Source organism: Arthrobacter sp. V1I7 (genome assembly GCF_030817015.1).
In the GTDB taxonomy this organism is placed as follows: Bacteria; Actinomycetota; Actinomycetes; order Actinomycetales; family Micrococcaceae; genus Arthrobacter.
In genome coordinates, this window is record NZ_JAUSYS010000001.1 from 4708699 (window position 1) to 4735386 (window position 26688).

The following is a 26688-nucleotide window of genomic DNA, read 5'->3' on the forward strand; positions in this document are numbered from 1 at the left end:
CAGAAATGATTGAAACAGCAAGCGGCGCCCGAAGCGGCGGCGCGCCCGCGGCCAGCGACCAGTATGTGCAGTCGCTGGCGCGCGGGCTGGCGGTGATCCGGGCCTTCGACACGGACCATCCGAAGATGACGCTGACCGAGGTGGCGGCCCGGACGGACCTGACCCGGGCCACCGCCCGGCGTTTCCTGTACACCCTCGTTGAACTGGGGTACGTCCGCACCGACGGGAAGATCTTCGCGCTGACGGCCAAGGTGCTGCAGCTGGGCTACGCCTACCTCTCCGGGCTGTCCTTGCCGCAGCTCGCGCAGCCGCACCTCGAGGAATTATCGCTTCAGCTCGGCGAGTCAACGTCCGCCGCAGTGCTGGAGGGGACGGATATCGCGTATATCGCCCGGGTGGCCACCCGTCGGATCATGACGGTCGGCATCACCGTGGGAACCCGCTTTCCGGCCTACGCGACATCCATGGGACGGGTCCTGCTTGCGGGGCTCCCGGCCGCCGAGCTGGAGCAGTACCTTGCCGTTGCCGACATCCGCCCGCTGACACCCGGGGCGATCGGGACCCGGGAGGAGTTGTTGGCCGAGCTGGCCGCTGTCCGTGCGCAGGGCTGGTGCCTGCTGAACCAGGAACTCGAGCTGGGCCTGATGTCCGTCGCGGCTCCGGTCCACGATGGACCCAAGGTGGTCGCCGCAATCAACGTCTCGCTCCAGGCCCAGTCCGTGGCCGCGCAGCCTGACCCTGACACCTATCTTGAGTCGGTGCGGAAGGCTGCGGTGGCGACTGCGGAACTCATCTCCGCGGACCTCTCCGGCGGGCGTTGAACGTCAGTCTTTCGCGCCCTTGACGGGCGCCGTGGACACGGTGATGGTGACCCCCGAGGCGTCGTCCCGGATCTTGAGGTGCAGATCCTTGCCCACGAGCGAGGCGTGGATGTCCTCGCTGTCTTCAGGTGCCAGCTGCTCGGCCAGCCGGGTGACCGCCAGCGCCATCGCCCGTCCCCAGTCGTGCGGGTCCATGCTGGACGCCTCGGCTTCGGCAGAGTAGTTTTCCTGTGGTTCGGTCATGTGCCCCCGCTTCCCGTGTCCGGAGCGCTGCCTGTCCGGCTGATCCGGTCAGGCTCCGTCCGGCTATCCGAAAAGCCCGGCACACTCCAGTACATAAGCATGGCCCAGTTTAGTGATGCGGGCGCGGGGACGTCCATGATCGGCGGACCCGCCGTCATTTTCCGCAGTCGTCTGCACAACCCCGGCCCTGGCGAGATCCTGCCAGCGTTGGGCGATGGCCGCCGCCCGACGATTCGTGTCAGGCCCCCGCCGACGCTTGCGCGTCCGGCCCACAGTGGGTGGAGGATGGCGTGTGTGTCGGATTCGAACCGACGACCCCGGTTCCGAGACAAAACCCACCGAGCTGCGAACCTGCCGCAGGCATGCCAATTTTGCGATGCGGGCGGAGGCTTCCGCTGCCTGGGCCCGCAGCACCATGGCGCATTAGCTAATCCCAAGGAAAACCTTGCAGGGATAAAGGTAGAACGCCAGGAGCATTGACGCGACTCGGAGTCCGCCGGGCCGGCAGCCCACTTGGCTGTCAGGTCCCCGAACGCCCGGATGTTCCAGATCGCGATCAGGAGGTTGTCGTTGGTCCTGGCGGGGATCGCCGCGTCCAGCGCGGACTCCAGTCTCGTCAGGTCACAGGTGACAGCGGCTGGAGGGGCAGCGGCTGGAGGCGCGGTGGTCATGGCTCCATCGAATCACGCCGAAACCGCCACCTCCGGAACGCGGGTCAAAGACTGCCGGCGCGGTGTCATCGTGCCGGATGTCTACTCCCGCCCCTGGACACAGCAAGAGACTGGCCGGCCGTATCGGCTGACCAGTCTCTTGTGGACTGCTAGAGCGGCTGGATGTTCTCAGCCTGGGGGCCCTTGGGGCCCTGGGTGATGTCGAACTGAACCTTCTGGTTTTCCTCGAGCGAGCGGTAACCGCTGGATGCGATTGCCGAATAGTGTGCGAACACGTCAGCGCTTCCGTCGTCAGGGGCAATGAAACCGAAGCCCTTTTCGGAGTTGAACCACTTGACAGTACCTGTTGCCATGCTTGATTTCCTTCACGGGTCGCTGGGCGGTTCCGCTTCTCGGAATACCGTCCCCGCAACTCACATTCACGAGCCTATGTGCGATCAGTTGCAGGGGCAACAGTTGGCCTCAAAAGCGGAAGTCGCCGAGGCGGCGGCAAAGTGATGGGCCCCTGTAGATCAAGTTGACGTTACCCGGACGCCGTTAGGTCCGGCCTGCTCCTGCTGCTCAATACGCTCGATCCTGATACTCAGAGGTGCCGGTGAAATCTTTTGATTCACCTTTAGAAGCGAACCGCTGAAGCCACTAATCTCATTCACCGGCCCCGGAGGGGTTCTAATCCTCATATCCGGCAGGATAGCCGCGGCGATAAACAGGTCGGTGATCGTTTTTACCGGGAAGTAAGCTTGTGAAATGCAACGCGTAATTATAATCCTTGAAGATGACCTGGACGGTTCCGAGGGAAGTGAAACGGCTTCATTCGCCCTGGACGGCGTTGAATACGCGATTGACCTCAATGAGGCCAACGCGAAAGAACTGCGTGGCGCCCTCAGCCGCTTCACGAGGGCGGCCCGTAAGACCGGTGGACGGGCCGCCACCTCCCGGCCCGGCGCCCCCACTGCCAGGGAAATCCGGCAGTGGGCGCTCAGCCAGGGCCTTCAAGTCAATAGCCGCGGCCGGATTCAGGCCGACATCGTAGAGAAGTACCACGCAGCTAAGCGCTAGGAGCGAACCATGGCAACGTGTCCGAATTGTCAGCGGGACCTGCCGGAGGGCAGCGAGTCCGGGCGGTGTCCGCACTGCGGTCACGCCTGGGGCGGAGGCATACCCGATGTTGCGAAATTGGAAGTCGGCTACGGAGCCCAGAAGTCCTGGCTGGAACAATGGGGTCAGGTCGAACGCTCCTATAAGAAGGTTCAGAACCTCCAGGCCGGCCCCGTCGACAACCAGGAAGCGCTGACGGCGGTCAAGGATTTTTTCATCCACAGCCGGCATCTCGGCGACTGGCTCGTGGACGACAGGGAAACTAATGTCCAGCAGCAGGACATTGACACCTTGCTCCAAAGCGAGCCTGATCTGCAGATATGCAATGCCCTCGCCAATACGCCTGCGCACCAGACCCCCGAGCGCGCCAACGCCATGGGTGCCCGTGTCAGCCCGGTGGTGGCACAGCCGCAAGGACAGGTGCCTGTCGAGATTTCAACCACCAGCGGCACGGAAACCCGTGACGCCCTGGAACTTGCCACGAGCTGCATGGGTATCTGGCGAAAGTTCCTGCATTCCCGCGGCCTCAGGCCATAGACCGATATCCGCCGGGAGGCCGATGATTTCGACCGGCTGACACAGATGCGGTCCTGCGAGACGTCTCATATCTTTAGGGATACGAGACGTCTCACCGGACGGAGCAGTCAACTCAACTGCACTGGTGTGAATCGCAGAGCTAGTCCGAACCGCCTCCACGTTCACGCATTCTTAGCCAGGGTCGTCCCGACAGTGAAAGCAGCGGACTTGAGGAATACGCCGGGGGTCTCCTAGTGGATGTGGCTTCCGCCGTTGATGTCTATGGTGGTGCCGGTCAGGTAGGCAGACTCCTCGGAGGACAGGAAGGTGATCACGGCAGCGATTTCCTCGGTGGTGGCGTTGCGTCCGACGGGGATGCCGGCGTTGATGGCGGCCTCCTGCTCATCGGTGCTGCCCACGCGGATGTTGGTGTCCACGGCTCCGGGGGTGATGGCGTTGACGGTTACACCGGTGGCTCCGATCTCGCGTGCGAGTGCCTTGGTGAAACCCAGGATGGCGGCCTTCGCGGCCGAGTACGGAACCTTGCCGAAGACACCGCCGCCACGCTGGGCGGACACGGAGGACATATTGACGATGCGGCCCCAGCCGCTGGCGATCATGTCCGGCAGGAACGCCTTGCTGACAAGGTAGGTGCCGGTGGCGTTGACGGCCATGACCTTGTTCCAGATGTCCAGGGTGGTTTCCAGGAAGGGGACGGGGGAGGTGATGCCGGCGATGTTGGCCAGGGCTCCGACCGGGGGCAGCTTGCCGGCGCTTACTTCGGCGGCGACGGCGCCGTAGGCGGCGTTCACGGAATCTTCGTTTGCGACGTCGATCTCGTGGCCGAAGGCGGGGACGTTGAACTCATTGCCGATGTCCGCGGCGACCTTGGCGGACTTCTCGCCGTCGAGGTCCAGGATCACGACGGCCCAGCCTTCATTGGCGTAGCGGCGGGCGGTGGTGATGCCGATTCCCCGGTCCGAGGTGGCTCCAGTCAGGACGGCGGTGCGCTGGATAGTGGCAGGCATGATGCTCCTTGGTGGTTGTTCGGGTGTTTAGATGAGGTCAGTGATGAAGCTGGCCGCTTTGGCGGCAGCAGCAGGCCGTTCGTCGTGGGTGACGTCGCGGGTTTCCAGTTCGAGGGAGAAGTGGCCGGCGTAGCCGTGCGCTGCGAGTGATCGCAGTCCGGCGGCAAAGTCGGCCTGGCCGTTGTCGATGCTGAGGTTGATGTTGCCGGGGACCGCGTCCCGCAGATGGACGTGGGTGATCCTGCCCTGATGGGCTTCGATGTACTCGAGCGGATCCTCACCGGCGGCCACGACGTGGCTGAAGTCCATGACTATTCCGACGCCGGACCCCTCCAGCCGCCGGGCCAGCAGTTCCGCACGTTCCAGGTTCCGGCAGAAACGGAGGAAGTGCAGGGACTCGGTCCACAGTTGCACGCCGAATGCTGCCGCACGCTGCCCGGCATGGATCAGCTGTGCCGCGATGGTGTCCAGGTCCTCATCGAGGCTGCGGACTGGTTGGTGGCCCAGGGCGCCGCACGGAAGGACCAGGGCTCTCGCGCCGGTGTTGGCCGTGAGCGTCAGCAGTGCCTCAAGGTGACGTTCCCGGGCGGCTTGCTGCCCGGCGTCGAGCACCGCATTGAGATCCCCGATATCCCCGTTGACGGAGCGGACCCGGAGCCCGGAGGCCGCCACCTGGGCGGCCACCGCTTTGACGGCGTCCGCGTCCAGGTCGTAGGGCACGTGATCGCAGACGCCGGGAAGGGCGCCCAGATCGATTTCCTCGAACCCGAGGGCAGCAATGCTGCGGAGCGCCGCTGGCAGCTCCTGGTGGCGGAAGCTGATGGAAGAGCACCCAAGCCGGGAATGGAACATCGTCATTGATCCTCTACTGAAGGTGATAGGGACCACACTAAGCCGGATCAGTGTCAACAGTCAACTTCCAACGTTGATTGTTGACATGACTCCATGATGCAGGTCACACTGGAGGCATCTGTTGTTAACAGTTGACCGCGACAAGCGCAGAAGCGCAGTCGCACTTCGAAAGGTATTCACCATGAGCAACGAAGCTCTGACCATGCGCGGTCCGATCCACGGCACCAAGGACGCGAAGCGCGTCGCCATCGGTTCCGGCGTAGGCGCAGTCATTGAAACGTACGACTTTATCGGCTTCGGCACTGCCGCCGCCCTGTATTTCGGCACGGCCTTCTTCCCCACCGGCGACCCGGTGACCGGAACCCTCGCCGCCTTCGCCACCCTCGGCGTCGGCTTCGCGGCCCGTCCCATCGGCGGCATCATCGGCGGCCACCTCGGCGACAAGCTCGGCCGCAAACCCGTCCTCGTCGCCTCCCTGATCCTGATGGGCGTCGCAACCTTCCTCATCGGTCTGCTGCCCACCTACAGCCAGGTCGGCCTGTGGGCTCCCGCGCTGCTGGTCTTCGTCCGCATCGTCCAGGGCCTGGCCTTTGGCGCTGAATGGGGCGGCGCCATCCTGATGAGCTACGAACACGCGCCCTGGAAGTCCAAGGGCAAGTACACCGGCATCGTCCAGGCCGGCTTCCCGGTCGGGCTCCTCCTCGCGAACCTTGTCTTCCTCGTCAGCGTGAACCTCGGAGGCGAACTCGCGTGGCGCGTTCCCTTCCTTGCCAGCATCGTGCTCGTCGCAGTCGGTCTGATCATCCGTTCCAAGGTTCCGGAGTCCCCCGTCTTCGACGAGGTCAAGAACAGCGGCGCCATCGTGAAATCACCCATCGTCGAGGTCATCAAGACCGACTGGCGCAGCATCGTCCGGGGCATCGGCCTCCGTGTCGCCGAAACTGCCGGCTACGCCGTCTCGATCACGTACATGATTTCCTACCTCCACACCCAGCAGTTGGCTGACAAGACCCAGACCCTGGTGGCTCTCTGCATCGCCTCGGCAATCGGCATCTTCGCGACCATGGCCTGGGCCCGCCTGACCGACAGGATCGGCCGCCGCCCCCTCTACATCTGGTCCTGCGCCTTCGCCATGCTGTTCGGAATCCCCATGTTCCTCCTGGTGAACACCGGCATGTTCATCTTCGTCATCGCCACCATCGCCATTTCCTACGCGGTCTGCCAGAACTCACTCGCCGGCGCCCAGGGGCCGTGGTTCCCCGAACTGTTCCAGGCAAAGACCCGGGCATCCGGCGCATCCCTGGCCTACCAGATCTCCGCCATGGTTTCCGGCTTCACCCCGTTCGTCACGACCCTGCTGTTCGTCAGCCTCGGCTGGATGGGGCCGGCCATCCTCTTCAGCCTCTACGCCGCGATCGGCCTCTGGGCAGCCGTCGTCACCCGGGAAACCTGGGGCAAGCGGGAACGTGAACTGGCGGATGAAATCACCAAAAGCACCCCCACCGCCGCATACGTAAACGCCTAGCCCTCACCGCTCCCCATACCCGGCATCACCGTCACAGTCTGAAAGGGAGAATCATGGTTCTCACCCAGGAAACACCAACACCAAGCAATACCCGCCGCGACGCCGGCGAACGCCTCCATCAGGTAAGTCACGCCGCATGGCGGATCCGCCAGTACGCCCTCACCATGGGCGAGGTCCAGGGCCAGGGCTACGTCGGCCAGGCCCTCGGCGCGGCCGACATACTGGCCGCCGTCTACTCCGACCAGCTCCGCTTCCAAGCCGATGATCCCGAGTGGGAGGGCCGGGACCGGTTCCTGCTCTCCACCGGCCACTACGCCATCGGCCACTACGCGGCCCTGGCCGAGGCCGGGATCATTCCCGTGGAGGAACTCGAGACTTACGGCTCGGACGACTCCCGCCTCCCGATGTCCGGCATGTCGACGTACACCCCGGGCATGGAAATCTCCGGAGGCTCCCTCGGCCACGGGCTGGGCGTTGCGGTCGGCATCGCCCTGGGCCTCCGGTATCAGGGGTCAGCGGCGAGGGTCTATAACTTCCTCTCCGACGGCGAACTGGACGAAGGATCCACCTGGGAAGCGGCCATGGGCGCACACCACCACCAGCTCGGTAACCTCACCGCCATGGTGGATATCAACGCTCTCCAGGCCGACGGCAAGACCGATACAGTACTCCGCACCGAACCCGTGACGGAGAAGTGGGAGGCCTTCGGCTGGTACACCCAGCGCGTCGACGGCAACGACATGGCAGCCCTGCTGCAGGCCTTCGACAACGCCGCCGCCCAGGCCACCGCCGACGGGCGCCCCTCGGTAATCCTGTGCGACACAAAAGTAGGACGAGGCGTGCCGCTTCTGGAGGACCGGGAAAAGGCGCACTTCATGCGCATCGAAGAACACGAATGGCAGATCTGCCGTGAGCAACTGACCACCGGATTCGAAGGAAAGGCCGCGAAATGAGCACCACCGCCGCACCCAAACTCAAGACCTCGGCCATGATCGCGTCCTTCGCGGATCCCGGCCAGAAAACCGCGTCGGCCCCGTTCGGGCACGCCCTCGTGAAAGCGGCCCAGGAGAACGACAAGATCGTCGGCCTCACCGCGGACCTCGGCAAGTACACGGACATGCACATCTTCGCCCAGGCCTTCCCTGAACGGTTCTTCCAGATGGGCATGGCCGAACAGCTCCTCTTCGGCGCCGCGGCCGGCCTGGCCGAAACCGGGCTCGTGCCGTTCGCCTCCACCTACTCGGTGTTCGCCGCCCGGCGCGCCTACGACTTCCTCTGCCTTGACGCCGCGGAACCGAACCTGAACGTGAACATCGTCGGCGGCCTCCCGGGCCTCACCACCGGCTACGGACCCAGCCACCAGGCCACCGAGGACATGGCCATCTTCCGCGGCATGCCCAACCTGACCATCGTGGACCCCTGCGACTCCCTGGACATCGAACAGGCGGTCCCCCAGCTCGCCGCCAGCGACGGACCCACCTACCTGCGCCTGCTGCGCGGCAACGTGCCCACCGTCCTGGACGAGTACGACTACACCTTCGAACTCGGCAAAGCCAAAGTGCTCCGCGGCGGCAACGACGTCGTCTTCATCTCCTCCGGGTTGATGACCATGCGCGCGCTCCAGGCCGCCGCGGCCCTGGCCGCCCACAACGTGGACGTCGCCGTCGTCCACGCCCCCACCATCAAACCCTTCGACACCGCCACCGTCCTGGCCGAAATCAACACGGACCGGCTGGCCGTGACCCTGGAAAATCACAGCGTCGTCGGCGGCCTCTTCGAAACCGTCGCCTCCACCGCCGTGACCGCGGGCTTGGGCAAACGTGTCGTCCCGGTGGCCCTGCCGGACGAATTCCTCGATGCCGGCGCCCTTCCTACATTGCATGACCGATACGGACTGACGGTTCAACGCATTGTCGCGAAGGTCCTCGCCGAGCTTGGCTGATTCGCCTATGCGGCCGGAAGTGCGGAGGACTAGTACGTCTCCTCCGCACTCCTGCCGTAAAATCGAGAGTTAACACTTGAACGCTGACGGTTGACACCAAACCTTCAGTCCCGGAGACCGGACAGAGGAACTAACATGGCTGGCGCACTCACCCTCTTAGGACTTGAAAAGAAGAGCCTGCGTGAGCAGGCCCTCTCGGCCCTGCGGACAGCAATCACCAGCGGGGAGCTGGCCCCCGGCCGGCACCTTGTTGAAACTGAACTCTCCGAGATGCTCCAAATCAGCCGCGGCACGCTCCGCGAAGCCCTGCGTCAACTCGAGCAGGAGGGACTCCTTTCCGCCGGTCCCCGTGGGCGGCTCTCGGTCCGGCACCTGGACGAGAAGGAGATCAAGGACATCTTCGCCGTCCGCGCGGCCCTGGAATCCTTGGCCGCGCGCACACTGTGTGAACTCCCGGACCGTGATCGCGTGATCGAATCGCTGCATCAGGCAATCGACGCCATGGACGCTGCCCGGGATGCATCCCTCGAGGAGCGGATCGAAACTGACATGGAATTCCACCGAAGCCTCTGCAGGCTCACGGGGAATGAAACTCTGCTTCACTCATGGACCTCCCTTGAAGGCTCCATCCGCATGTCCATCATGTTCGGCGGCCTGGAAAAGGGCGTCACCAACATGAGCGTGCTGCGCCACCGCGACATCGTGACCGCCATCGAAACCGGCGACGCCGCCCTGGCACGAAAAACCATCCGCGAACATATGGACAGTGCCGCGGACAATCTCGTGGCCTAGCACAACGCGAACAACCAGGCACTGCGCTCCTGACTGCCGGTGAAGGCAAGCCGAGCCTGACGGGCCACTCAGCGTCCCTTCTCGGTGTTAGTTGTGGATGCGTCATGCCCTGGCTGCAGCAGGGTCGCCATGTCCGTACACCTGCCGTTCCAAACGAGCAGAAGACAACGGATCCACCAAAGCCAACTTCCGACGGAGGAATTATGGGCAGTACCGTGGCTACTCGTATCCCGGCCGAAATCGTCATCGCCAACTCGGAAATGCTCAGAAGGCACGACCCTGTGCTGGTTCAATTCAGAACCGGCGAACAACAAGTTGGGATAGTTGATGAAGTCTTCACTGAGGGAAAGGTTCTCTGGATCTGGACCACGGGGCCGAAAGTGAGGCAGCTGATCCTGATGGCGGACGTCAATTACATAAAGGTCCGGACTGCCGACTTCAGCACGGCACGGCTGGCGGTTCTGCTCCAGCGAACGGCGTGAGGGATCACATAAGCCTGTGGGGTCAGTTCCTTACAAGGCCTGCCGGTCCTTACAAGGGCCACTTTCGAAAGTCGTCTGCACTCGGTGGGGCGGAAATACGGACGCCGCAGGCGACACCACACCGAATCGTTGGAAGGTTGTCGTCTGCACCAAGAGTCCCGGTCGCTGGGCCGCTCCTGGACATTCTGCCGGTTCTCGGCTGTCAGCGTCTCTGGCGACTTCGAGCGCTTCCGTGTCCGGAGCCGCCTGCACCTGCCCGTACTCCCGCATGGTCCATTGCAGACGGCTTCGGAAACTGACACCCGCTGCCTAAATTACGCGGGCATCTCCGGCTAGGCTTTTAATTCGTGATACTTTCCGACCACCGCCCGAGAAGGACACCATGACAGAGGTCAAACCGGCGCCTGACAGCAATCCGGCGTCTGACAGCAAAACAAGGTTCAGGCGCGCCGCCGTGATCGTCAATCCGGCGAAGTCTGTCGATGTGGCGCTCCAGGGTGCCATTTTCCGCCTCTGTGAGACGCAGGGCTGGGCCGAGCCCTTGTGGCTGGAGACAACTGTGGAAGACCCGGGGGCAGGGCAGGCCCGCCAGGCGCTGGAGCAAGGGGTCGACGTTGTCATTGCCGCCGGCGGCGACGGCACGGTCCGTTGCGTGGCCGAGGTCCTCGCCGGCACCGGAACGCCCATGGGCCTGGTGCCGCTGGGCACCGGCAACCTGCTGGCCCGCAACCTCGGCATCGACATCACCGACCCGGTATCCGCCTGCTTCGACGTCCTGAACGGCAGCGAAAAATCCGTTGACGTCGTGAAAGCGACCCTTGACCGGTCCGACGACGAGCAGGTCTTCCTGGTGGCGGCCGGACTCGGGTATGACGCCGCCATCATGGCTGACACTGTGGACGTGCTGAAGGACCGGATGGGCTGGCTTGCCTACGTCGAGGCCGGCATCCGGAAACTCCCCGGCAAGCCGGTGAAGGCACGGATCAGCATCGACGGCGGGGAGCCCGTCCGCCGCCGGATCCGCAGCGTCATGATCGGCAACTGCGGCCGGATCATGGGCGGCATCGAGATCTTCCCCGACGCAAAAGTGGACGACGGCGTGCTTGACCTGCTCATTCTGTCCCCCCGTGGGCGGCTCGGCTGGCTCGGTGTGATCGCCGGCATTTTCGGCCGGAACAAGAACGAGACCGAGTCCGTGGATTACTTCCAAGGGAAAACTGCCGAAGTCACGCTGGACCACGAGCAGGAGTTCCAACTCGACGGCGACCATTTCGGCACCGGGAAACACCTGGCCGTGACTATAGAGCCGGACGCGCTCAAGATCAGAATGGCTGCCGTCTAGACGGGCTCCGCTGCGGAGGATCTCCCGGCGGAAACCGGCGAGGCCGACCGGTGCGCGAGGATCTCCGCGAGCTCGGCCAGGCGGTGGGCGCGTGCGGACTCCGCCGGAGTGAACGGTTCGCCGGGCCGGGAAAAGGTGATCGGGCCGTGCCAGGCGGTCGGGATCCTCAGGAAGGTGCCGTCGCTTGCCATGCCGTCCCGTGGTGTGCCGCTCCCTGCGGGGCCGCGTCCCGCAGTCGCAGTGTCCGCATCCGGTGCCGGCTCGATCCGCGCGTGCAGCAGTTCCGCCACTGCCAGCGGCAGTTCCTCGGGGTTTACCGCGATCCGGGCAGCCAGGCTCAGCGCACCGGTCTGCCCGTCCGCCATGGCCAGTGCGGTGGTGGGCCAGACGTGTGGGTCGCTGCCCCCGCCGTCGCGCAGCGCGCGAAGTAACTCGCTTTCGCTGAGCTCGCCAGGCGCGGACAGCACAAACTCGTCGAGCACTCCGCCGGCCACCGGGTGGACGTGGATGCTCAGGATATTCGTGTCCAGCCGGTCCAGCGAACGCGTCACCTTCTGCAGCGACCCCGGCGTGTCTACCAGGACTGTCCGGGCCCGCCACAGCGCCGGCGCCGCCCCCAGTTTTTTGCGGTGCCGCAGCGCCGGAGCGTGCAGCCAGCTCCGCAGCATCCGGGCCGCGGAGGGCTCCGCGACCCAGATCACCAGGATCGTCGCGGTCAGGGTAAGGACCAGCACCTTGGCCAGGTAGGGCAGATGGGTTTCCACCACCGCGGCGTGCACCAGAAGCTCGATGGGCAGCATCACCGCGATATTGGCCAGCGTCAGCCGGGTTTTGGTCGGTTCGGGCATCAGGCCGCACACTTCGCAGCTCAGCTCCGAGGTGGGCGGAGACGCTGTTCTGGCGTTGGGTTTGGGCTCCATGACTTCCATGATGTCCCGCGGCTGTTTCGAGAGGGTTGCGGCCGGATGAAGTTGGCGCGACGGGTCGGCAAGCGGGCCCGCTTCGCCGCTCCGGCCCGGAGCCTTTAGCGGACGTGTTGGCCGGAGGATTCGGCCCGCTGCCCGGACCCGGTGGCGTGGTCCTCGGCGGCAAGCTGCCCCTGGGGCTGTACGCCCGTCCCGGCCGCGTCTGCAAGCCGGGCAAGCAGGTCGCGGATTTCGGCGAGCAGCGCGGTGTCCGCCGGCAGGGGCTCGTCCTCGGGTTCCGGGGCGGCCACGCGCTTCTTGACCATCCTGTTGATCCGGTTCATTGGTGCCACGAAGATGAAGTAAACCACGGCCGCGGTGATCAGGAACGTGACGAAGGCGGTGACCACCGCACCAAAGTTCACGAACGTCTTTTCGTTGCCCGGCCAGATGTGGAACCCCAGGCCGTCCGTCTCGACGCCCCCGGCCGCCGCAATGACGGGGTTCACGATGTTGGACGTGAACGCAGCCACGAGGGTGGTGAAGGCGGTGCCCACCACGACGGCGATGGACAGTTCAATCACATTGCCGCGCAGGATGAAATCCTTGAATCCTTTGAGCATGGGTTCCTCCGAGTGCCTATTGCTGTACGTCTGACGTTGTTGACTCCGCGGCGGGAATCAACCGCTAGACGCTACCACTTTCGCGCCCGTTCCCTGCACGCGCCCGGATTCCATTCAACGAAGTTCGATGCGGTGTCCGCACAACTCCGGAATAAACTGCCGGGCAATGGCCCTTCAATCTGCTGCTGCTCCGGGAACGGAGGGCGCCCCCGGCCTTAACGCCCGGTAACCATCGGGGGGCACCGGCAGCCTGAGACCGCTTCGCTGGATCCGCCCGGCTGAACCGGGCCGGCGGGAGTCGGTTCTAGAATCGGGAGATGGACGCTGTAACGGTTGTCGGCGGCGGCATCGCGGGGCTGGCACTTGCCGCGCGTCTTGATCCCAGACGATTCCGGGTAACCATCCACGAGCGCCGGGAAGAACTGCCGCCGGTGGAGACATCGCTGGCCATGTGGCCGGAAGCCCAGCAGGCACTGGACGCGCTGGGTATTCTTCCGGCGGCCCGGGCAGCCGGCTCGCGCTTTGGCGGTATGGCCCTCAGGGACGGAGCGGGGAATGTCTTCCTGCAGGGCCAGGCGCCGGGGGTGATCGGGGTTTCGCGTGCCGATCTGCTCCGCCTGCTGGACGCCGCGGTGCCCGCTTCCGTTGCCAGGGCCTACGGCCCGGTGCGGTCACTGCCGGTTGCGGAACTGGTAGCAGGAGCCGACGGCGTGCACAGTTTGGTGCGCCGCGCCGTGTGGGGCGAGCGCTCCCGGGCGCGGCTGAGCCCCTACCTCGCCCTGCGCGGCATCATCGACGAACCGGTGCCGCCGGATGCCGGCGGTGAATACTGGGGCCGCGGGCAGTTGTTCGGCATCACGCCCGCATCCCGGAACCGGACCTACTGGTACGCCTCCTACCGCTCAGACCTGGGACCGGGCGGCATCGACGTCGAAGGGGCCCTGGCGGTAACGCGTGCGCGGGTTCTCCGGCTCGGCGCCCGGCATAGCTGGCGTATTGATGTTGGCGGCGCCGGGGCAGACGCTTGCCCAGCGGATCTGGACCGCCCCTCCGCTGCGGCGGTACGCCAGGGAGGGGGCAGTGCTGCTGGGTGATGCGGCGCACGGCATGACGCCCAATCTGGGCCGTGGCGCCGGTGAAGCGCTGATCGACGCCGTCACGCTCGCGGACCTGCTGAACTCCCGCCCGCCTGCGGAGGCCCTGCAGACGTACAGCAGGCGGAGAGTGCTGCGCACCCAGGTGTTGCGGGCGGCCTCGTCGGCCATGACCCGGCTGGCGCTCGCCGACCGGGCCCAGCCGCTGCGCGACGGGCTGCTAGGGCTGGCCGGACCACGCAAGCGCAGTGCAGCTGTCGGACGCTGAGATCGCGCCGGCCGTTAGGCCATGGCGGTGTGCGCGGCGCTGTGCGAGTCGATTGCCTTCGCGTAGCAGAACGAGTGCTCCGCGCCGACGTAGGGCCCGAAGTTGGGCACCGGCTCGAAGCCCGAAGTTTCGTAGAAATGGCGGCCGTCGGGCTGGGCCGAGCCGGCCTCCGCCGTGATGGACGTGATGCCGAGCGCATGCGCGTGGGCTTCCAGGGCCGCCAGGATGGAACTGGCCACCCCGGAGCCGCGCGTGTAGGGCAGCACGTAGAGCCGCTTGATTTCGGCGGTGTGCTGGTCGAGGATCCGAAGCCCGCCGCAGCCCACGGGCTGGCCGGAGGCCTTGTCGTGCGCGACGAGGAACACGGCGCTGTCGGCTTCCGACGGCGGCGGGCCGGGTTCGTGGTCGCTCGTCCCGAACCGGGCGTCCAGCTCCGCCTGCTGGGCCGCGCGCAGGTCCGCGCCCACGGGGTTGGCCCAGGTGACCTGCCTGATGTTGAGCCGCGGATTGGTCTGCATCGCTGCCTCGATTCGCCGAAGGGTTATGCAAATCAAGGCTAGGCAGCGCCCGTTTCGGCCGTGTTTCCTGCGCGTAAGGCTTCGGAGAACTCGACTACAGGGTGCGGCCGGTGGGGTCCTCCGCCGTCGGGTCCGCGAGGGCCAGTCCGCCCACGGGACTGTCGTCCCAGTGGATGAGCCGCCAGCCGTCGTCGGGATCCCCTTCAACGGCTACGATGCCGGTGTTGGCCAGCATGTGCCTGGCCGCGAACCCCGGTTCCACATTGGCGGCACGGAGCCCCGCCCAGACCCGGATCGCGGCCCCGTGGCTGACCACGGCCACTGTCGCGGCGTTCCCGGCTCCTTCGGCCGCGGCGGCGATCCGTGCGATCGAGGCGTCATATCGTTCGAAGAAGTCGTGTCCGCTGGGTCCGGCCGGCATCCGGCGGTCCAGCTCGCCGTCAGCCCAGGAAAACACCGTTCCGAGGTAGCGAAAGTGCGATTCCCGGTCAGTGAGTTTTTCCAGCGATCCTGCTTCGATCTCCCGCAGCCCTGTCAGCACCTCGACGCCCAGGCCCCGCTCGGCCGCCAGCGGCGCGGCGGTGATCTGGGTGCGGATCAGGGTGGAGGCATAGAGGAGGTCGATCTGCTCATTCGCCAGGGACCGCGCCAGGGCGGCGGCCTGCCGCTCCCCGAGCTCGGTCAGACCGGGTCCCGGATGCGCGGTATCCAGCTGGCCCAGGACGTTGCCGGGCGTCTGACCGTGGCGGATGAGCAGCAGTCTCATTTGAGGTGGTCCACCAGCGCGTCCGCGATCCCGGTGTACTTGCCGGGGGTGAGCGCCAGCAGCCGGGCTTCGGCGTCGGGGGAGAGCCCGAGGCTCTGGACGAACTCCTGCATCCGGGCGGCGTCGACGCGCTGGCCGCGGGTGAGGTCCTTGAGCCGCTCGTAGGGGTTCTCCATGCCCTCGACGCCGGCGATGGCCTCGGCCCGCATCACCATCTGGATGGCCTCGCCGAGGACTTCCCAGTTGGTGTCCAGGTCCCCGGCCAGTACGCCTTCGGCGACGTCGAGACGGTCCAGGCCCTTGGCCACGTTGGAGATGGCCAGCAGCGAGTGCCCGAAGGCGACGCCGATGTTGCGCTGCGAGGAGGAATCAGTGAGGTCTCGCTGCCAGCGGGAGGTGACCAGGGTGGAGCCGAGGACATCCAGCAGCCCGGAGGAAATCTCCAGGTTGGCCTCGGCGTTCTCAAAGCGGATCGGGTTGACCTTGTGCGGCATGGTCGAGGATCCGGTGGCGCCGGCGACCGGGATCTGCGCGAAGTAGCCGATCGAGATGTAACTCCAGATATCTGTGCAGACGTTGTGCAGGATCCGGTTGAAGCGCGCGACGTCGGCGTAGAGTTCTGCCTGCCAGTCATGGCTTTCGATCTGCGTGGTCAGCGGGTTCCAGCTCAGGCCCAGGCCCTCGACGAAGGACTTGGCGACCTGCTGCCAGTCGACGCCGGGGGCGGAGGCGACGTGGGCCGCGTAGGTGCCCGTGGCACCGTTGATCTTGCCGAGGTATTCGGTCCTGGCAATGCGGTCGAGCTGGCGGGTCAGCCGGTGCGCGAAGACGGCCAGTTCCTTGCCTAGGGTGGTGGGGGTGGCGGGCTGGCCATGGGTGCGGGAGAGCATCGGTACGGCGCGGTTGTCTTCGGCCATGGCGCTGATCTGCGCGACGAGGTTCCGGGCGGCCGGCAGCCAGACGTCCTCGACCGCGCCCTTGATGCCCAGAGCGTAGGAAAGGTTGTTGATGTCCTCCGAAGTGCAGCCGAAGTGCACCAGGGCGGTCAGGTGTTCGATGCCGATGTCGGCCAGGCGGCGGCCGATATAGTATTCGACGGCCTTCACGTCATGCACCGTGACGGCCTCGATGTCGGCGAGTTCGCGCACCGAGTCGGCGTCGAATTCGGTGACGATGGCGCGCAGCTTCTGCTGCTGCTCAGCAGTCAGCGGTCCGGCGCCGGGCAGGACGTTGTTGCTGGTCAGGTGGATGAGCCATTCCACTTCGACAGCCACCCGGTCACGGTTCAGGGCCGCTTCGGACAGGTAGTCGACCAGTGGCGCGACGGCGGACTGGTACCGGCCGTCCAGCGGGCCGAGCGCGATCTGGGGTGAAGACGCGGCGAGGGCCAGGCGTCCGGACGGCGTGCGGATATCAGCTGTGGCGGCAGTTTCAGGCATGACCCGATTCTTTCACGAAGTGGCACCGCGCATTAAGCGCGCTGATCCGTGTGACTTACAGGGGTCGGCAGGCGGTCAGGCCCAGATTGTCCACATAACCGCGCGGGCAGCTTCAGTGCGTCGTCGGGACGCCATAACCTCGGAGGCATGACCACGGGAATGGCCGGCACAGTTGCCGGGATAGTGACCGGCAATCTGACGGCTGCCGATGCGGAGGCGTGCGCCTCGCGCAGCTACGAAGTACAGGTGCTCGCCGCCCGACTGGCTGCCTGCGCGGACCAGGCGGAGGCCGTGCTGTCCCAGCTGGCCCGGCTGGAGCTGCAGGGCTGGCAGTCGCCCGCCGGGCGCGCCTACCGGACCGCGCTGTCGGTGCAGGCGGCATCGCTGCGCCGCAGCCGGGATGCCCTGCAGGACGCCGTCGCGATCGTGCTCCGGCACGCCCGGAATGTGGCGCTTTCCGACGGCAGGCCCGGCTACTGATGGCCGAGTCCGCCCCGCCCGGTTCCGGTGCAGCCCCCCGGCCCTCGGCCCCCGCGGACGACGGGGTGCTCCGGATCCGCGGTGGGCTCGGCGGGCTCACTTTCCAGTTCGAGGAGTTGCTGGCCGGAGCCGGTGCCCTCGACGGGCTGGTGCGGCAGCTCGCCTCCGTTGAGGCAGAGTCCGATGCGGTGCGACGGGACCTGTTCCCGTTCCAGGCCGATTCCTACACCAGTGGAAGTGACGCCATCATCGCAGCCGGGGAAGGATCCCGCGCCCTGGGGCGGGTCCGCGAAGAGCTGGGGAGGCTCTGCGGGGATGTCCGGGCGAGCCACCGGGAGTACGAGTTCACCGAAGCGCGGAACAGTCTGCTCCTGCGGATCGGCCGGTTAGGCCCGGGCTACGGGCCGCTGTGGGGCCTGTTCGGAATGCCGGCACTGACCGCCCGCGACGTTCTGGAGGATGAGGCGTCCCTGACGTCCGGCAGGCTTGCACTTCTGCTGGGCATACCTGCCGGCCTCGCCCGGGGAACAGACACAACCTGCGGCCCTCCCGGGGTCCGGGAAGTCGTTCGAGGACTGGGGGGTGCGACCGGGCTGGCTGGGCTGCTGCCCAGGCCGGTCCGGATCACCGGCGCGGAAACCCGGCAGGAGCAGGTGGACGCCTCTCCGGCAGGGTTGCTGTCCCGGGCCGGCACCGTGGGCGGCACAAATGGCGAGATTGAGGTCCTGAGGCTCGACGAAGGAAGCCGGCCGGCCTGGGTGATCGTCATCCCTGGGACACAACCGGACGGTTTGCCGGCCGGCACCAACCCCTTCGACGCCGGAGGCATCGCCGAGGGCCTGGGGTACGGATCGGCGGAGACGACGGCCGCGATCAAGCAGGCCCTGCGGGCGGCCGGCGCGGAAGCAGGGCAACCCCTCGCTGCCGTGGGCTACAGCCAGGGCGGGATCCACGCCATGAACCTGAGCCAGGACGAGGCCTTCCTGGCCGAATTCGATCTGAAATTCGTCTTGACGGCGGGTTCACCCGTGGGTGGCATCACCCCGGAGCCAGGGATCAGCAGCCTGCATCTGGAGCACGAGCAGGACTGGGTGCCGGGGGCGGACGGGCTTGCAAGCCCGGACACCAAGGATCGGGTGACTGTGACGCTGACCAACGCGCTTGAGGTTCCGCCGTTGGATGACTTCGGCCTGGGTCCCGGGCACGGGCTCGGCAACTACGCTGCCGGGGCGGAAGCCGTCGCCGCGAGCCAGGACCTGTCCCTGCGGACCTCCGCTGCGGCCCTCGCCGCCGTGGTGGGCAGCGGTGGCCCGGCCACGGTCACCCGGTTTTCGCTCCGGCGCGAGGCGCTGCCCCCGCAACCCGGCAAGCGCCGCGCGGACGCACCGGGTCCCAGGCCGGACGGTAGACCCGACCGGAGCCCGGGCGGGAACGCGCGTGGGAAACCCGACCGGAACGCGGCGGGAACGCGGAAGGCCGCGGATTGACGTGGCTTCGGTCAGCGCCTTCCGGCGCCCGCCAGCCGGCCGGCTACGAGGGAGATCACCGTGATGATGATGGCCGCCAGCACCGCCGTCCAGAAGAAGGAGTCGATGGTGAAGTGCACGGGGGTGTAGCTGCTCAGCCAGGACGTCAGGTAGAGCATCGCAGCGTTGATGACAATCGTGAAAAGGCCCAGCGTCAGGATGGTGAGCGGCAGCGACAGCAGGCTGACGACGGGCTTGACGAGCGCGTTGACCACCCCGAAAATCAAGCCGATGAACAGATAAGCCAGGACGATGCCGATGGTGTCCGTGCCCTGCGTGATGCCGCTGTTCCCGACCGCGGCAGTCGTGGCCGAGGTGGAGATATCCAGGCCGGGGAGGAGCCAACTAGCGATTCCCAGGGCCAGCCCGTTGATGATGACCCGAACGATGAATGAGCGCATGGCCCCATGCTGTCATATCGCCATCGGCGGCTGCGGGACGCGAAGTAGGCTAGTTGACATGACTTCATCAGAGAACCCGGCCGGGGGCGTCCGGCCCCGCCCGGTGGTAGACCTGCTGCCCCGCTACGCGGCCGGCAAACCGCCCGTCCCCGTCGAAGGCCTGGCCAGCTACAAACTTTCCTCCAACGAGAACCCGCTGCCCCCGATCCCTGCAGTGCAGCAGGCCATCGCGGCGCAGACCGATTTCAACCGCTACCCGGATCCGCTGAGCAGCAAGCTGCGCGGTGCGCTCGCCGGGGTCCTGGACGTTCCCGCGGAGGACATCGTCACCGGCGCCGGAAGCCTCGGGGCGCTGAACCAGCTGCTGGCCACTTTCGCCGGACAGAACGACGACGGCAAACCCGACGAGGTCATCTACGCCTGGCGCTCATTCGAGGCCTACCCGATCTGCATCGGCCTCGCGGGCGCGGAGAGTGTCCGGATCCCGCTCACACCCGACGGGCGGCATGATCTGGACGCCATGGCGGCCGCGGTGACGGCCCGCACCAGGATGATTCTGCTCTGCACGCCCAACAACCCCACCGGGCCGGTCCTGACGTCCACCGAAACAGAGCGCTTCATCCAGACCGTGCCCTCGGATGTCGTCGTGGTCATCGATGAGGCCTATCAGGAGTTTGTCCGCGCGGATGACGCCGTGGATGGCATCGAGATGTACCGCAAGTACCCCAACGTCGTTGTGCTCCGGACCTTCTCCAAGGCCCACGGCCTGGCCGGCCTGCGGGTGGGCTACAGCGTGTCCAGCCCCGACCTCACCCAGCACCTGCGCGTCAGTGCCACTCCGTTCGCGGTCTCCCAGATCGCGGAAACCGCGGCGGTGACCTCGCTGCAGCATCTCGACCAGGTTGTAGAAAGGGTACAAAGCCTGGTGGATGAACGTGATCGTGTCACGGCCGGACTCCGGAAGCTGGGCTGGTTCGTTCCGGAAGCGCAGGGCAACTTTGTCTGGCTCAATCTCGGCTCCAACAGTGCCGAATTCGCCGCCCTCGCGGGGGAGCGCGCACTGTCGGTACGCGCCTTCGGGGACGAGGGGGTGCGCGTCAGCGTCGGCGAGGTCGAGGCCAACACCCGCCTCCTAGAACTCTGTGCGATCTATACAAAACCGCCACAGCGTTCCTAGCGCTTAACATGGCGTCCGCAGGTGAGGCCCTGCGGATAAAGTAAGACCAATAAGCCAAAATATATGCCGGAATCGGAATGCATTCCGAACGGGGCATATATCCCAGCGATTGCCGCGCTTTTGGATGCGGCAAGCAAGGAGACGGTATGGGCGCCACACATCTGCCCGCGACCGAGTTCGACGGAACCGGCATGGATGACCAGCGCGAGGCGGAGGCCGAGGCCCGGCTGGGCGGCCCCGCCGAGCCCATGGTGCAGTTGCTGGCGCCCGACGGGACGCTGGGCACGGACCCGGTTTTCTCGGAATACGCGCAGCGGCTGGACCCGGACAAGCTGCGAGGGTTCTATGCCGACATGGCAAAGATCCGCCGCTTTGACGTGGAAGCCACCGCCCTCCAGCGCCAGGGCCAGCTTGCGTTGTGGGTCCCGTTGACCGGCCAGGAAGCGGCGCAGATCGGTTCCGGCAGGGCCAGCCAGCCCCAGGACTATATCTTCCCCACCTACCGCGAGCACGGTGTGGCGCTGACCCGCAACGTTGACCTGGCCGAGCTACTGCGCCAGTTCCGCGGCATCTCCAACGGCGGCTGGAACCCGAAGGACACCAACTTCCACCTCTACACACTGGTACTCGCCGCGCAGACGCCCCACGCGGTCGGCTACGCGATGGGCATCCAGCGGGACCAGAAGCTCGCGGCTGCGGCCGCGCAGGCGGACGGAACCGCGGGCCGGCCGAGCGAGCCGAAGGCCGCCGTCGTGGTCTACTTCGGTGACGGCGCGAGCTCGGAGGGAGACGTTCACGAATCCATGGTGTTCGCCTCCTCCTACAACGCGCCGGTCGTGTTCTTCTGCCAGAACAACCACTGGGCCATTTCGGTGCCCAGCTCGGTGCAGACGCGGATTCCGCTGTCCAACCGCGCCAAGGGGTACGGCTTCCCTGGCATCCGGGTGGACGGGAATGATGTGATCGCGGTGCACGCGGTGACAGAGTGGGCGCTCGAGCGGGCCCGCGAGGGCAGGGGTCCCGTGCTGATCGAGGCGTTCACCTACCGCGTCGGGGCGCACACCACGGCAGATGACCCGACGAAATACCGGGAATCCGCCGAGGAAGGCCTCTGGAGGGCCAAAGACCCGCTCGACCGCCTGGAGAAGTACCTCCGGGCCGCAGGGCTCGCGGACGACGCGTTCTTTGACCAGGTCAAGGCCGACGGCGACGAACTGGCCGCTTACGTCCGCAAGACCACCCACGACCTGGAAACCCCGGACATCCGGACGGCCTTCGCCAACACCTACGTGGAGGCGCACCCGCTGGTGGCCGAGGAGCTGGCCTGGTTCGAGGAGTACAGCGCAGGGTTCGCCGACGAGGCGGAACCGGCCGACGCAGAGACAGGGGCGGCCCACTGATGACCACCATGACCATAGCCAAGGCCATCAATGAGGGCCTCCGCGCAACATTGGGCAGCAACCACCGGTCGCTGCTGATGGGTGAGGACATCGGAGCCCTGGGCGGCGTCTACCGTGTCACCGACGGTCTCCTCGCCGAGTTCGGCGCGGACCGCGTGGTGGACACACCGCTCGCCGAGTCCGGCATCATCGGCACGGCCATCGGCCTGGCCCTGCGCGGCTACCTGCCCGTCTGCGAGATCCAGTTCGACGGCTTCGTCTTCCCCGGCTTCAACCAGATCACCACGCAGCTGGCCAAGATGCATTCGCGCAGCAACGGCAACCTGACCGTGCCGGTCGTCATCCGGATCCCTTACGGTGGCGGCATCGGCTCCATTGAGCACCACTCGGAGTCACCGGAGGCGCTGTTCGCCCACACCGCAGGCCTGCGCATCATCACTCCGTCCAACCCGCACGACGCCTACTGGATGATCCAGCAGGCCGTTGACTGCCAGGACCCCGTGATCGTCTTCGAACCCAAGCGCCGCTACTGGCTCAAGGGCGAGGTGGACACCGAATCCCCCGGTATGTCGGAGGACCCGTTCAAGGCGCACGTGCTGCGCGAGGGAACGGATGCCACCGTCGTCGTCTACGGCCCGCTGGTGCCTGTGGCCCTGGCCGCGGCCAACGCCGCCGCCGAGGATGGTCACAGTGTCGAGGTAATCGACCTGCGCTCCATCTCGCCGATCGACTTCGACACCGTCACGGCTTCCGTCAACAAGACCGGCCGGCTGATCGTGGCCCACGAGGCGCCGACGTTCGGCGGCATCGGCGGGGAAATTGCGGCCCGGATCAGTGAACGGGCCTTCCACTCGCTCGAGGCGCCGGTCATCCGGGTGGGCGGCTTCCACATGCCCTACCCCGTGGCCAAGGTCGAGGAAGACTACCTGCCGGATATCGACCGCATCCTCGAGGCACTCGAGCGAGCCCTTTCCTACTGAAACGCATTCCGAACCGCCATACTGCCGGGACGCCTTCTCCAACCAAGGACCACCATGACTCTTCACAAGTTCAACCTCCCCGACGTGGGCGAAGGGCTGACCGAGGCCGAAATCGTCTCCTGGAAGGTCCGGGCGGGGGACACGGTGGCCGTCAATGACGTCATCTGCGAGATCGAGACCGCCAAGTCCCTCGTCGAGCTGCCCTCCCCGTTTGCCGGCACGGTCGCGGAACTGCTGGTCCCGGAGGGGGTAACGGTCGACGTCGGAACCCCGATCATCAGCGTCAATGATACGGAGGCGGCCGTCGCCGGGGCCGCCCCGGCCGGCGCCCCTGCCGCTGCCGTCCCGGCCGCGGCGCCGGTTGACCAGCCCATGTACGGGAAGTTGGACGAAGACATCTCCGACGCCGGCGGACCGGCCGGGCTCCCGGCCGGCGGACCGCTGGTGGGGTCCGGACCGAAGGCCGACGCCGCGAAGCGCCGCCGCCGGGTGTCCTCGGCCCCGGCGTTCAAGCCTCCGGTTCCGACACCTTCAACCGCCGGACCCGGTCCGGTGGCCGCGCCCGTCAGCCCGGCCGAACGCGCCGTTCCGGCGGAGGGCATCGTTCCGGCGGAAGGCATCGACCCTCGGCCCACCCTCGGCGGTGCCATCACCGGCCTCGTCAACCGGGTCCTCGCCAAGCCGCCCGTCCGCAAGATTGCGCGCGATCTGGGCATCGACCTGTCCGATGTCGTCCCCACCGGCGCCCGCGGCGAGGTGACCCGCGAGGACCTGGTCAGCTACCAGGCACAGCGCGACGCCGAGGTGGACAAGGCCGACAGCTTCTGGGGTAAGACCGGGCGCCCGCAGGATCAGCGCCTTGAACGGATCCCGGTCAAGGGCGTCCGCAAGGCCACGGCCAAGGCCATGGTCGAGTCGGCCTTTTCCGCCCCGCATGTGAGTATCTTCGTGGACGTCGACGCGAGCCGCACGATGGAATTCGTGAAGCGGCTGAAGGCCTCCCGCGACTTCGAAGGCATCAAGGTCTCGCCGCTGCTGATTCTCGCCAAGGCCGTCATCTGGGCAGCGGCCCGCAACCCGAGCGTCAACGCCACCTGGGTGGACAACCCGGACGGCAGCGATTCGGCCGAGATCCAGGTCAAGCACTTCATGAACCTCGGCATCGCCGCCGCGACGCCCCGCGGCCTCATGGTGCCCAACATCAAGAACGCCCAGGACCTCTCGCTCAAGGAACTGGCACTTGCCCTGAACGAGCTGGCCACCACCGCCCGCGCCGGCAAGACCCAGCCCGCCCAGATGCAGGGCGGCACCCTCACTGTCACCAATATCGGGGCGCTCGGAATCGACACCGGCACGCCCATCATCAACCCCGGCGAGGTCGCGATCGTGGCCTTCGGCACCATCAAGCAGAAGCCGTGGGTCCTCGACGGCGAGGTGATTCCGCGCTGGATCACCACCCTCGGCGGTTCCTTCGACCACCGGGTCGTGGACGGCGACCTCTCGGCCCGCTTCATGGCCGACGTCGCGTCCATTCTGGAAGAACCCGCGCTGCTGCTGGACTGACACCCGTTGGCGCCATTGGTATGTAAACCGTCCTAATAGCTCTAAAACAGGTATTTCCCCTTACTAATCGGGGATCCTAAGCTGGTTGGAGCAGGCGCCGGGCCTGCTCCGATCCGCCGGGGGCAAAATGGAGACGCGGCATCTCAAGTACTTCATCGCGGTGGCCGAAGAACGCCACTTTGGCCGGGCAGCCCGCCGCCTGCATATGGCCCAGCCCCCGCTGTCCCAGCAGATCCGCCAACTGGAGGAACAGCTCGGCACACCGCTCCTGATCCGCACCACCCGAAAAGTGGAGCTCACCCCGGCGGGACAGGTCCTGCTGGACCGCGGCAGGGTGCTGTTGCAGGAACTCGACGCGCTCGAGGAGGACGTCCAGCAAGTCGGCGCCGGTGCCACCGGGGTCATCCGGGTGGGGTTTACAGGAACCGCCACTTACCGGCTGATGCCAAGCATCGTCCAGGCGGCCCGCCGCACCCTGCCAGGACTGCGCATCACTGTCCAGGGTGAGATGCTGACGCCGCAGATGGAGTCCGCGCTCGAGGACGGACGGCTCGACGTCGCCGTCCTCCGCCCGCCGGTCCGCTCCGGAATTGTGGCCCTCAAACTGCTCGAACAGGATCAGCTGGTCGCCGCACTGCCAGCGGATTCACCGCTGGCAGCCAGGGGCACCCTGGAACTGGCGGAGCTCGCCGGCCAGGACTTCATCGGCTATCCCAGCTATTCCGCCGTGAGCAGCATTTTGGTGGACGCCTGCCGCAAGGCCGGATTCCAGCCACGGCTCGTCCAGGAGGCGAGGGAAACCTCGACCCTGCTCTCGCTCGTCGCGGCCGGGATGGGGATCGCCCTGGTCCCGATGACCTCGCGGACGTTCTCCTTCCAAGGCGTCGTGTTCCGGCCGCTGCGCAACCCGCCGCCGGTCGACCTCGCCGTCGCGTGGAACCGGAACAGCGAGACGCCGCTGCTGCACAATTTCCTACGGCTCTTCGACTACCTGCCAGCCCCCCAGCCGGGTCAGCCGAGTCAGTCGGGCGCGCAGCAGCGCCCAACACCTCCAGAGCCACCATCACCGCCAGTAGCCGCAGTAAAGGAAACACCCCGTGAAAATTGAACGCATCGAGGCTATCCCCTATGCCATCCCCTACGCGCGTCCCCTGAAGTTCGCCAGCGGGGAAGTCACCTCCGCGGAGCACGTGCTGGTCAGGATCCACACCGACACCGGCATCTGCGGTGTGGCGGACACGCCCCCGCGGCCCTACACCTACGGCGAAACCCAGGACTCCATCGTCTCCGTGGTGACCAGGGTGTTTGCCCCGCAGCTGATCGGACTCGACCCGCTGGACCGCTCCAAAGTCCAGCAACTGCTCCGCCGCACCATCCACAACCCCACCGCCAAAGGCGCCCTGGACATCGCACTCTGGGACATCGTCGGGATCTCGCTGGGCACCCCGGTGCACAAACTGCTCGGCGGCTTCACGGACAGCATGCGGGTCTCCCACATGCTCGGCTTCAAACCCGCCGCCGAGTTGCTGGACGAGGCGCTGCGGTTCCGCGAGACCTACGGGATCAACACGTTCAAACTCAAGACGGGCCGGCGGCCGCTGTCCCTCGACGTCGAGGCCTGCCATGTGTTGCGCGAGGGCCTGGGCGAGGACACTGAGATCTACCTCGACGCTAACCGCGGCTGGACGGCAAACGAGGCCATGGAAGTGCTCCGCCGCACCGCAGGACTCGGCTTGTCCGCGCTGGAGGAACCGTGCGAGGCCGGCGAGGCCATGGGCCGCCGCAGGCTGGTCCAGCACTCGAGCATCCCGATCGTCGGCGACGAAAGCGTCCCCACCCTCGGCGACGTCTCCCGCGAGCTGCTCTCCGGCGGCAGCAACGCCATCTGCATCAAGACGGCGCGCAGCGGCTTCACCGAGGCCGCACAGATCCTCGGACTCTGTGAAGGCCTCGGCGTGGACGTCACGATGGGCAACCAGATCGACACGCAGGTAGGCAGCCTCGCCACCGTGACCTTCGGCGCGGCGTTCGAGGCCAGCTCCCGGCGGGCGGGGGAGCTCTCCAACTTCCTGGACATGACGGATGACCTGCTGGCCGAGCCGCTCCGCATCACCAACGGCGCGATCCGCGTCCGCGAGGTCCCCGGCGTCGGTGCTGCCATCGACGCCGACAAACTCCAGACCTACCGCCAGGACTGACCTGGGCCCGCGCCGACCCCTGGCAAAACCTAGCCGAC

29 protein-coding genes are annotated in these 26688 nt (G+C 66.4%); 19 read left to right on the forward strand and 10 right to left on the reverse strand.

Features of this window, described 5'->3' with window-relative positions; genetic code table 11:
- The first annotated feature begins 5 nt into the window (after nt 1-5).
- Entirely contained in the window at nt 6-821 is an 816-nt protein-coding gene (locus QFZ69_RS21735; protein WP_306914449.1) for an IclR family transcriptional regulator C-terminal domain-containing protein, read from the forward strand.
- Between the two features lie 3 nt (nt 822-824).
- Here QFZ69_RS21735 and QFZ69_RS21740 read toward each other — a convergent pair whose 3' ends face one another.
- Entirely contained in the window at nt 825-1064 is a 240-nt protein-coding gene (locus tag QFZ69_RS21740; protein ID WP_306914451.1) for a hypothetical protein, read from the reverse strand.
- 820 nt (nt 1065-1884) lie between these two features.
- Nucleotides 1885-2088 (reverse strand): cold-shock protein, encoded by a 204-nt coding sequence (locus tag QFZ69_RS21745; RefSeq protein WP_306914453.1) that lies wholly within the window; start codon nt 2086-2088, stop codon nt 1885-1887.
- Between the two features lie 394 nt (nt 2089-2482).
- Here QFZ69_RS21745 and QFZ69_RS21750 point away from each other — a divergent pair, with 394 nt between their 5' ends.
- Together QFZ69_RS21750 and QFZ69_RS21755 are read left to right on the forward strand one after the other, a co-directional pair.
- Entirely contained in the window at nt 2483-2794 is a 312-nt protein-coding gene (locus QFZ69_RS21750; protein ID WP_306914455.1) for an Lsr2 family protein, read from the forward strand.
- Between the two features lie 117 nt (nt 2795-2911).
- Nucleotides 2912-3370: a hypothetical protein gene (locus QFZ69_RS21755; protein WP_306914458.1), complete on the forward strand. Its 459-nt coding sequence runs from the start codon at nt 2912-2914 to the stop codon at nt 3368-3370.
- 230 nt (nt 3371-3600) lie between these two features.
- Here the strand turns inward: QFZ69_RS21755 and QFZ69_RS21760 are convergent, their stop codons facing one another.
- Nucleotides 3601-4377, reverse strand: a complete 777-nt coding sequence (locus QFZ69_RS21760) for an SDR family NAD(P)-dependent oxidoreductase (protein ID WP_306914460.1) — start codon at nt 4375-4377, stop codon at nt 3601-3603.
- 27 nt (nt 4378-4404) lie between these two features.
- On the reverse strand, nt 4405-5229 hold the full coding sequence (locus QFZ69_RS21765; RefSeq protein WP_306919539.1) for a sugar phosphate isomerase/epimerase: 825 nt from the start codon (nt 5227-5229) through the stop codon (nt 4405-4407).
- A gap of 181 nt (nt 5230-5410) precedes the next feature.
- Here QFZ69_RS21765 and QFZ69_RS21770 point away from each other — a divergent pair, with 181 nt between their 5' ends.
- From QFZ69_RS21770 to QFZ69_RS21795, 6 genes are all read left to right on the forward strand, one after another.
- Entirely contained in the window at nt 5411-6754 is a 1344-nt protein-coding gene (locus QFZ69_RS21770) for an MFS transporter (RefSeq protein ID WP_306914462.1), read from the forward strand.
- A gap of 53 nt (nt 6755-6807) precedes the next feature.
- Nucleotides 6808-7707, forward strand: coding sequence for a transketolase (locus QFZ69_RS21775; protein ID WP_306914463.1), 900 nt, complete (start codon nt 6808-6810; stop codon nt 7705-7707).
- Nucleotides 7704-8696 carry a transketolase family protein gene (locus tag QFZ69_RS21780; RefSeq protein WP_306914465.1) on the forward strand — a complete coding sequence of 331 codons (993 nt, stop codon included), beginning with the start codon at nt 7704-7706 and terminating at the stop codon, nt 8694-8696. Before QFZ69_RS21775 ends, QFZ69_RS21780 begins: the two co-directional genes overlap by 4 nt.
- Nucleotides 8697-8831: 135 nt before the next feature.
- Nucleotides 8832-9488, forward strand: coding sequence for a GntR family transcriptional regulator (locus QFZ69_RS21785; RefSeq protein WP_307000430.1), 657 nt, complete (start codon nt 8832-8834; stop codon nt 9486-9488).
- A gap of 203 nt (nt 9489-9691) precedes the next feature.
- Nucleotides 9692-9970: a hypothetical protein gene (locus QFZ69_RS21790; protein WP_306914467.1), complete on the forward strand. Its 279-nt coding sequence runs from the start codon at nt 9692-9694 to the stop codon at nt 9968-9970.
- A 382-nt stretch (nt 9971-10352) separates the two neighbouring features.
- A complete protein-coding gene (locus tag QFZ69_RS21795) occupies nt 10353-11312 on the forward strand; it encodes a diacylglycerol kinase family protein (RefSeq protein WP_306914468.1) in 960 nt (319 codons plus the stop codon).
- Here the strand turns inward: QFZ69_RS21795 and QFZ69_RS21800 are convergent.
- Nucleotides 11309-12241, reverse strand: a complete 933-nt coding sequence (locus tag QFZ69_RS21800; protein WP_373461755.1) for an amino acid-binding protein — start codon at nt 12239-12241, stop codon at nt 11309-11311. The two genes, QFZ69_RS21795 and QFZ69_RS21800, sit on opposite strands and share 4 nt — an antisense overlap.
- A gap of 95 nt (nt 12242-12336) precedes the next feature.
- A complete protein-coding gene (gene mscL / locus QFZ69_RS21805; RefSeq protein ID WP_306914472.1) occupies nt 12337-12840 on the reverse strand; it encodes a large conductance mechanosensitive channel protein MscL in 504 nt (167 codons plus the stop codon).
- 317 nt (nt 12841-13157) lie between these two features.
- Between mscL and QFZ69_RS21810 the strand changes: the two genes are divergently transcribed.
- Both QFZ69_RS21810 and QFZ69_RS21815 read left to right on the forward strand, forming a co-directional pair.
- Nucleotides 13158-13934, forward strand: coding sequence for an NAD(P)-binding protein (locus QFZ69_RS21810; protein WP_307000431.1), 777 nt, complete (start codon nt 13158-13160; stop codon nt 13932-13934).
- Nucleotides 13921-14202: an FAD-dependent monooxygenase gene (locus QFZ69_RS21815; protein WP_307000433.1), complete on the forward strand. Its 282-nt coding sequence runs from the start codon at nt 13921-13923 to the stop codon at nt 14200-14202. The genes QFZ69_RS21810 and QFZ69_RS21815 overlap by 14 nt, the downstream gene beginning before the upstream one ends.
- 14 nt (nt 14203-14216) lie before the next feature.
- On the opposite strand, the gene QFZ69_RS21820 is transcribed toward QFZ69_RS21815, so the two are convergent.
- The 3 genes from QFZ69_RS21820 to purB all read right to left on the reverse strand — a co-directional run bounded on the left by QFZ69_RS21820 (nt 14217) and on the right by purB (nt 16925).
- Complete coding sequence (locus QFZ69_RS21820; RefSeq protein ID WP_306914479.1) at nt 14217-14720, reverse strand: GNAT family N-acetyltransferase; 504 nt, start codon at nt 14718-14720, stop codon at nt 14217-14219.
- Between the two features lie 94 nt (nt 14721-14814).
- The gene (locus QFZ69_RS21825; protein WP_306914481.1) at nt 14815-15486 is read right to left on the reverse strand and encodes a histidine phosphatase family protein; all 672 of its coding nucleotides are present in this window, start codon (nt 15484-15486) and stop codon (nt 14815-14817) included.
- The gene (purB, locus tag QFZ69_RS21830) at nt 15483-16925 is read right to left on the reverse strand and encodes an adenylosuccinate lyase (protein WP_306914484.1); all 1443 of its coding nucleotides are present in this window, start codon (nt 16923-16925) and stop codon (nt 15483-15485) included. The genes QFZ69_RS21825 and purB overlap by 4 nt, the downstream gene beginning before the upstream one ends.
- 147 nt (nt 16926-17072) lie before the next feature.
- Here purB and QFZ69_RS21835 point away from each other — a divergent pair, with 147 nt between their 5' ends.
- Both QFZ69_RS21835 and QFZ69_RS21840 read left to right on the forward strand, forming a co-directional pair.
- Complete coding sequence (locus QFZ69_RS21835; protein WP_306914486.1) at nt 17073-17405, forward strand: hypothetical protein; 333 nt, start codon at nt 17073-17075, stop codon at nt 17403-17405.
- Entirely contained in the window at nt 17405-18892 is a 1488-nt protein-coding gene (locus QFZ69_RS21840) for a hypothetical protein (RefSeq protein ID WP_306914487.1), read from the forward strand. The genes QFZ69_RS21835 and QFZ69_RS21840 overlap by 1 nt, the downstream gene beginning before the upstream one ends.
- Nucleotides 18893-18903: 11 nt before the next feature.
- Here the strand turns inward: QFZ69_RS21840 and QFZ69_RS21845 are convergent, their stop codons facing one another.
- Complete coding sequence (locus tag QFZ69_RS21845; RefSeq protein WP_306914488.1) at nt 18904-19332, reverse strand: phage holin family protein; 429 nt, start codon at nt 19330-19332, stop codon at nt 18904-18906.
- Between the two features lie 58 nt (nt 19333-19390).
- On the opposite strand from QFZ69_RS21845, the gene QFZ69_RS21850 reads away from it, so the two are divergent.
- The 6 genes from QFZ69_RS21850 to QFZ69_RS21875 all read left to right on the forward strand — a co-directional run bounded on the left by QFZ69_RS21850 (nt 19391) and on the right by QFZ69_RS21875 (nt 26650).
- The gene (locus QFZ69_RS21850; RefSeq protein ID WP_306914489.1) at nt 19391-20509 is read left to right on the forward strand and encodes a histidinol-phosphate transaminase; all 1119 of its coding nucleotides are present in this window, start codon (nt 19391-19393) and stop codon (nt 20507-20509) included.
- A 146-nt stretch (nt 20510-20655) separates the two neighbouring features.
- Nucleotides 20656-21909: a thiamine pyrophosphate-dependent dehydrogenase E1 component subunit alpha gene (locus tag QFZ69_RS21855; RefSeq protein WP_306914491.1), complete on the forward strand. Its 1254-nt coding sequence runs from the start codon at nt 20656-20658 to the stop codon at nt 21907-21909.
- Nucleotides 21909-22889 (forward strand): alpha-ketoacid dehydrogenase subunit beta, encoded by a 981-nt coding sequence (locus tag QFZ69_RS21860; RefSeq protein WP_306914493.1) that lies wholly within the window; start codon nt 21909-21911, stop codon nt 22887-22889. The genes QFZ69_RS21855 and QFZ69_RS21860 overlap by 1 nt, the downstream gene beginning before the upstream one ends.
- A gap of 54 nt (nt 22890-22943) precedes the next feature.
- Nucleotides 22944-24452, forward strand: a complete 1509-nt coding sequence (locus tag QFZ69_RS21865; protein WP_306914495.1) for a dihydrolipoamide acetyltransferase family protein — start codon at nt 22944-22946, stop codon at nt 24450-24452.
- A gap of 127 nt (nt 24453-24579) precedes the next feature.
- The gene (locus QFZ69_RS21870) at nt 24580-25560 is read left to right on the forward strand and encodes a LysR substrate-binding domain-containing protein (RefSeq protein ID WP_306914497.1); all 981 of its coding nucleotides are present in this window, start codon (nt 24580-24582) and stop codon (nt 25558-25560) included.
- Nucleotides 25550-26650 carry a mandelate racemase/muconate lactonizing enzyme family protein gene (locus QFZ69_RS21875; protein WP_306914499.1) on the forward strand — a complete coding sequence of 367 codons (1101 nt, stop codon included), beginning with the start codon at nt 25550-25552 and terminating at the stop codon, nt 26648-26650. The genes QFZ69_RS21870 and QFZ69_RS21875 overlap by 11 nt, the downstream gene beginning before the upstream one ends.
- Nucleotides 26651-26688: the final 38 nt, after the last annotated feature.

Bases quoted from the DNA above. Each gene is read 5' to 3' on its own strand.
- QFZ69_RS21735 (WP_306914449.1), top strand. From the start codon at position 6: ATGATTGAAACAGCAAGCGGCGCCCGAAGCGGCGGCGCGCCCGCGGCC.
- QFZ69_RS21740 (WP_306914451.1), bottom strand. From the start codon at position 1,064: ATGACCGAACCACAGGAAAACTACTCTGCCGAAGCCGAGGCGTCCAGC.
- QFZ69_RS21745 (WP_306914453.1), bottom strand. From the start codon at position 2,088: ATGGCAACAGGTACTGTCAAGTGGTTCAACTCCGAAAAGGGCTTCGGT.
- QFZ69_RS21750 (WP_306914455.1), top strand. From the start codon at position 2,483: ATGCAACGCGTAATTATAATCCTTGAAGATGACCTGGACGGTTCCGAG.
- QFZ69_RS21760 (WP_306914460.1), bottom strand. From the start codon at position 4,377: ATGCCTGCCACTATCCAGCGCACCGCCGTCCTGACTGGAGCCACCTCG.
- QFZ69_RS21765 (WP_306919539.1), bottom strand. From the start codon at position 5,229: ATGTTCCATTCCCGGCTTGGGTGCTCTTCCATCAGCTTCCGCCACCAG.
- QFZ69_RS21770 (WP_306914462.1), top strand. From the start codon at position 5,411: ATGAGCAACGAAGCTCTGACCATGCGCGGTCCGATCCACGGCACCAAG.
- QFZ69_RS21775 (WP_306914463.1), top strand. From the start codon at position 6,808: ATGGTTCTCACCCAGGAAACACCAACACCAAGCAATACCCGCCGCGAC.
- QFZ69_RS21780 (WP_306914465.1), top strand. From the start codon at position 7,704: ATGAGCACCACCGCCGCACCCAAACTCAAGACCTCGGCCATGATCGCG.
- QFZ69_RS21785 (WP_307000430.1), top strand. From the start codon at position 8,832: ATGGCTGGCGCACTCACCCTCTTAGGACTTGAAAAGAAGAGCCTGCGT.
- QFZ69_RS21790 (WP_306914467.1), top strand. From the start codon at position 9,692: ATGGGCAGTACCGTGGCTACTCGTATCCCGGCCGAAATCGTCATCGCC.
- QFZ69_RS21795 (WP_306914468.1), top strand. From the start codon at position 10,353: ATGACAGAGGTCAAACCGGCGCCTGACAGCAATCCGGCGTCTGACAGC.
- QFZ69_RS21800 (WP_373461755.1), bottom strand. From the start codon at position 12,241: ATGGAAGTCATGGAGCCCAAACCCAACGCCAGAACAGCGTCTCCGCCC.
- mscL (WP_306914472.1), bottom strand. From the start codon at position 12,840: ATGCTCAAAGGATTCAAGGATTTCATCCTGCGCGGCAATGTGATTGAA.
- QFZ69_RS21810 (WP_307000431.1), top strand. From the start codon at position 13,158: ATGGACGCTGTAACGGTTGTCGGCGGCGGCATCGCGGGGCTGGCACTT.
- QFZ69_RS21820 (WP_306914479.1), bottom strand. From the start codon at position 14,720: ATGCAGACCAATCCGCGGCTCAACATCAGGCAGGTCACCTGGGCCAAC.
- QFZ69_RS21825 (WP_306914481.1), bottom strand. From the start codon at position 15,486: ATGAGACTGCTGCTCATCCGCCACGGTCAGACGCCCGGCAACGTCCTG.
- purB (WP_306914484.1), bottom strand. From the start codon at position 16,925: ATGCCTGAAACTGCCGCCACAGCTGATATCCGCACGCCGTCCGGACGC.
- QFZ69_RS21835 (WP_306914486.1), top strand. From the start codon at position 17,073: ATGACCACGGGAATGGCCGGCACAGTTGCCGGGATAGTGACCGGCAAT.
- QFZ69_RS21840 (WP_306914487.1), top strand. From the start codon at position 17,405: ATGGCCGAGTCCGCCCCGCCCGGTTCCGGTGCAGCCCCCCGGCCCTCG.
- QFZ69_RS21845 (WP_306914488.1), bottom strand. From the start codon at position 19,332: ATGCGCTCATTCATCGTTCGGGTCATCATCAACGGGCTGGCCCTGGGA.
- QFZ69_RS21850 (WP_306914489.1), top strand. From the start codon at position 19,391: ATGACTTCATCAGAGAACCCGGCCGGGGGCGTCCGGCCCCGCCCGGTG.
- QFZ69_RS21855 (WP_306914491.1), top strand. From the start codon at position 20,656: ATGGGCGCCACACATCTGCCCGCGACCGAGTTCGACGGAACCGGCATG.
- QFZ69_RS21860 (WP_306914493.1), top strand. From the start codon at position 21,909: ATGACCACCATGACCATAGCCAAGGCCATCAATGAGGGCCTCCGCGCA.
- QFZ69_RS21865 (WP_306914495.1), top strand. From the start codon at position 22,944: ATGACTCTTCACAAGTTCAACCTCCCCGACGTGGGCGAAGGGCTGACC.
- QFZ69_RS21870 (WP_306914497.1), top strand. From the start codon at position 24,580: ATGGAGACGCGGCATCTCAAGTACTTCATCGCGGTGGCCGAAGAACGC.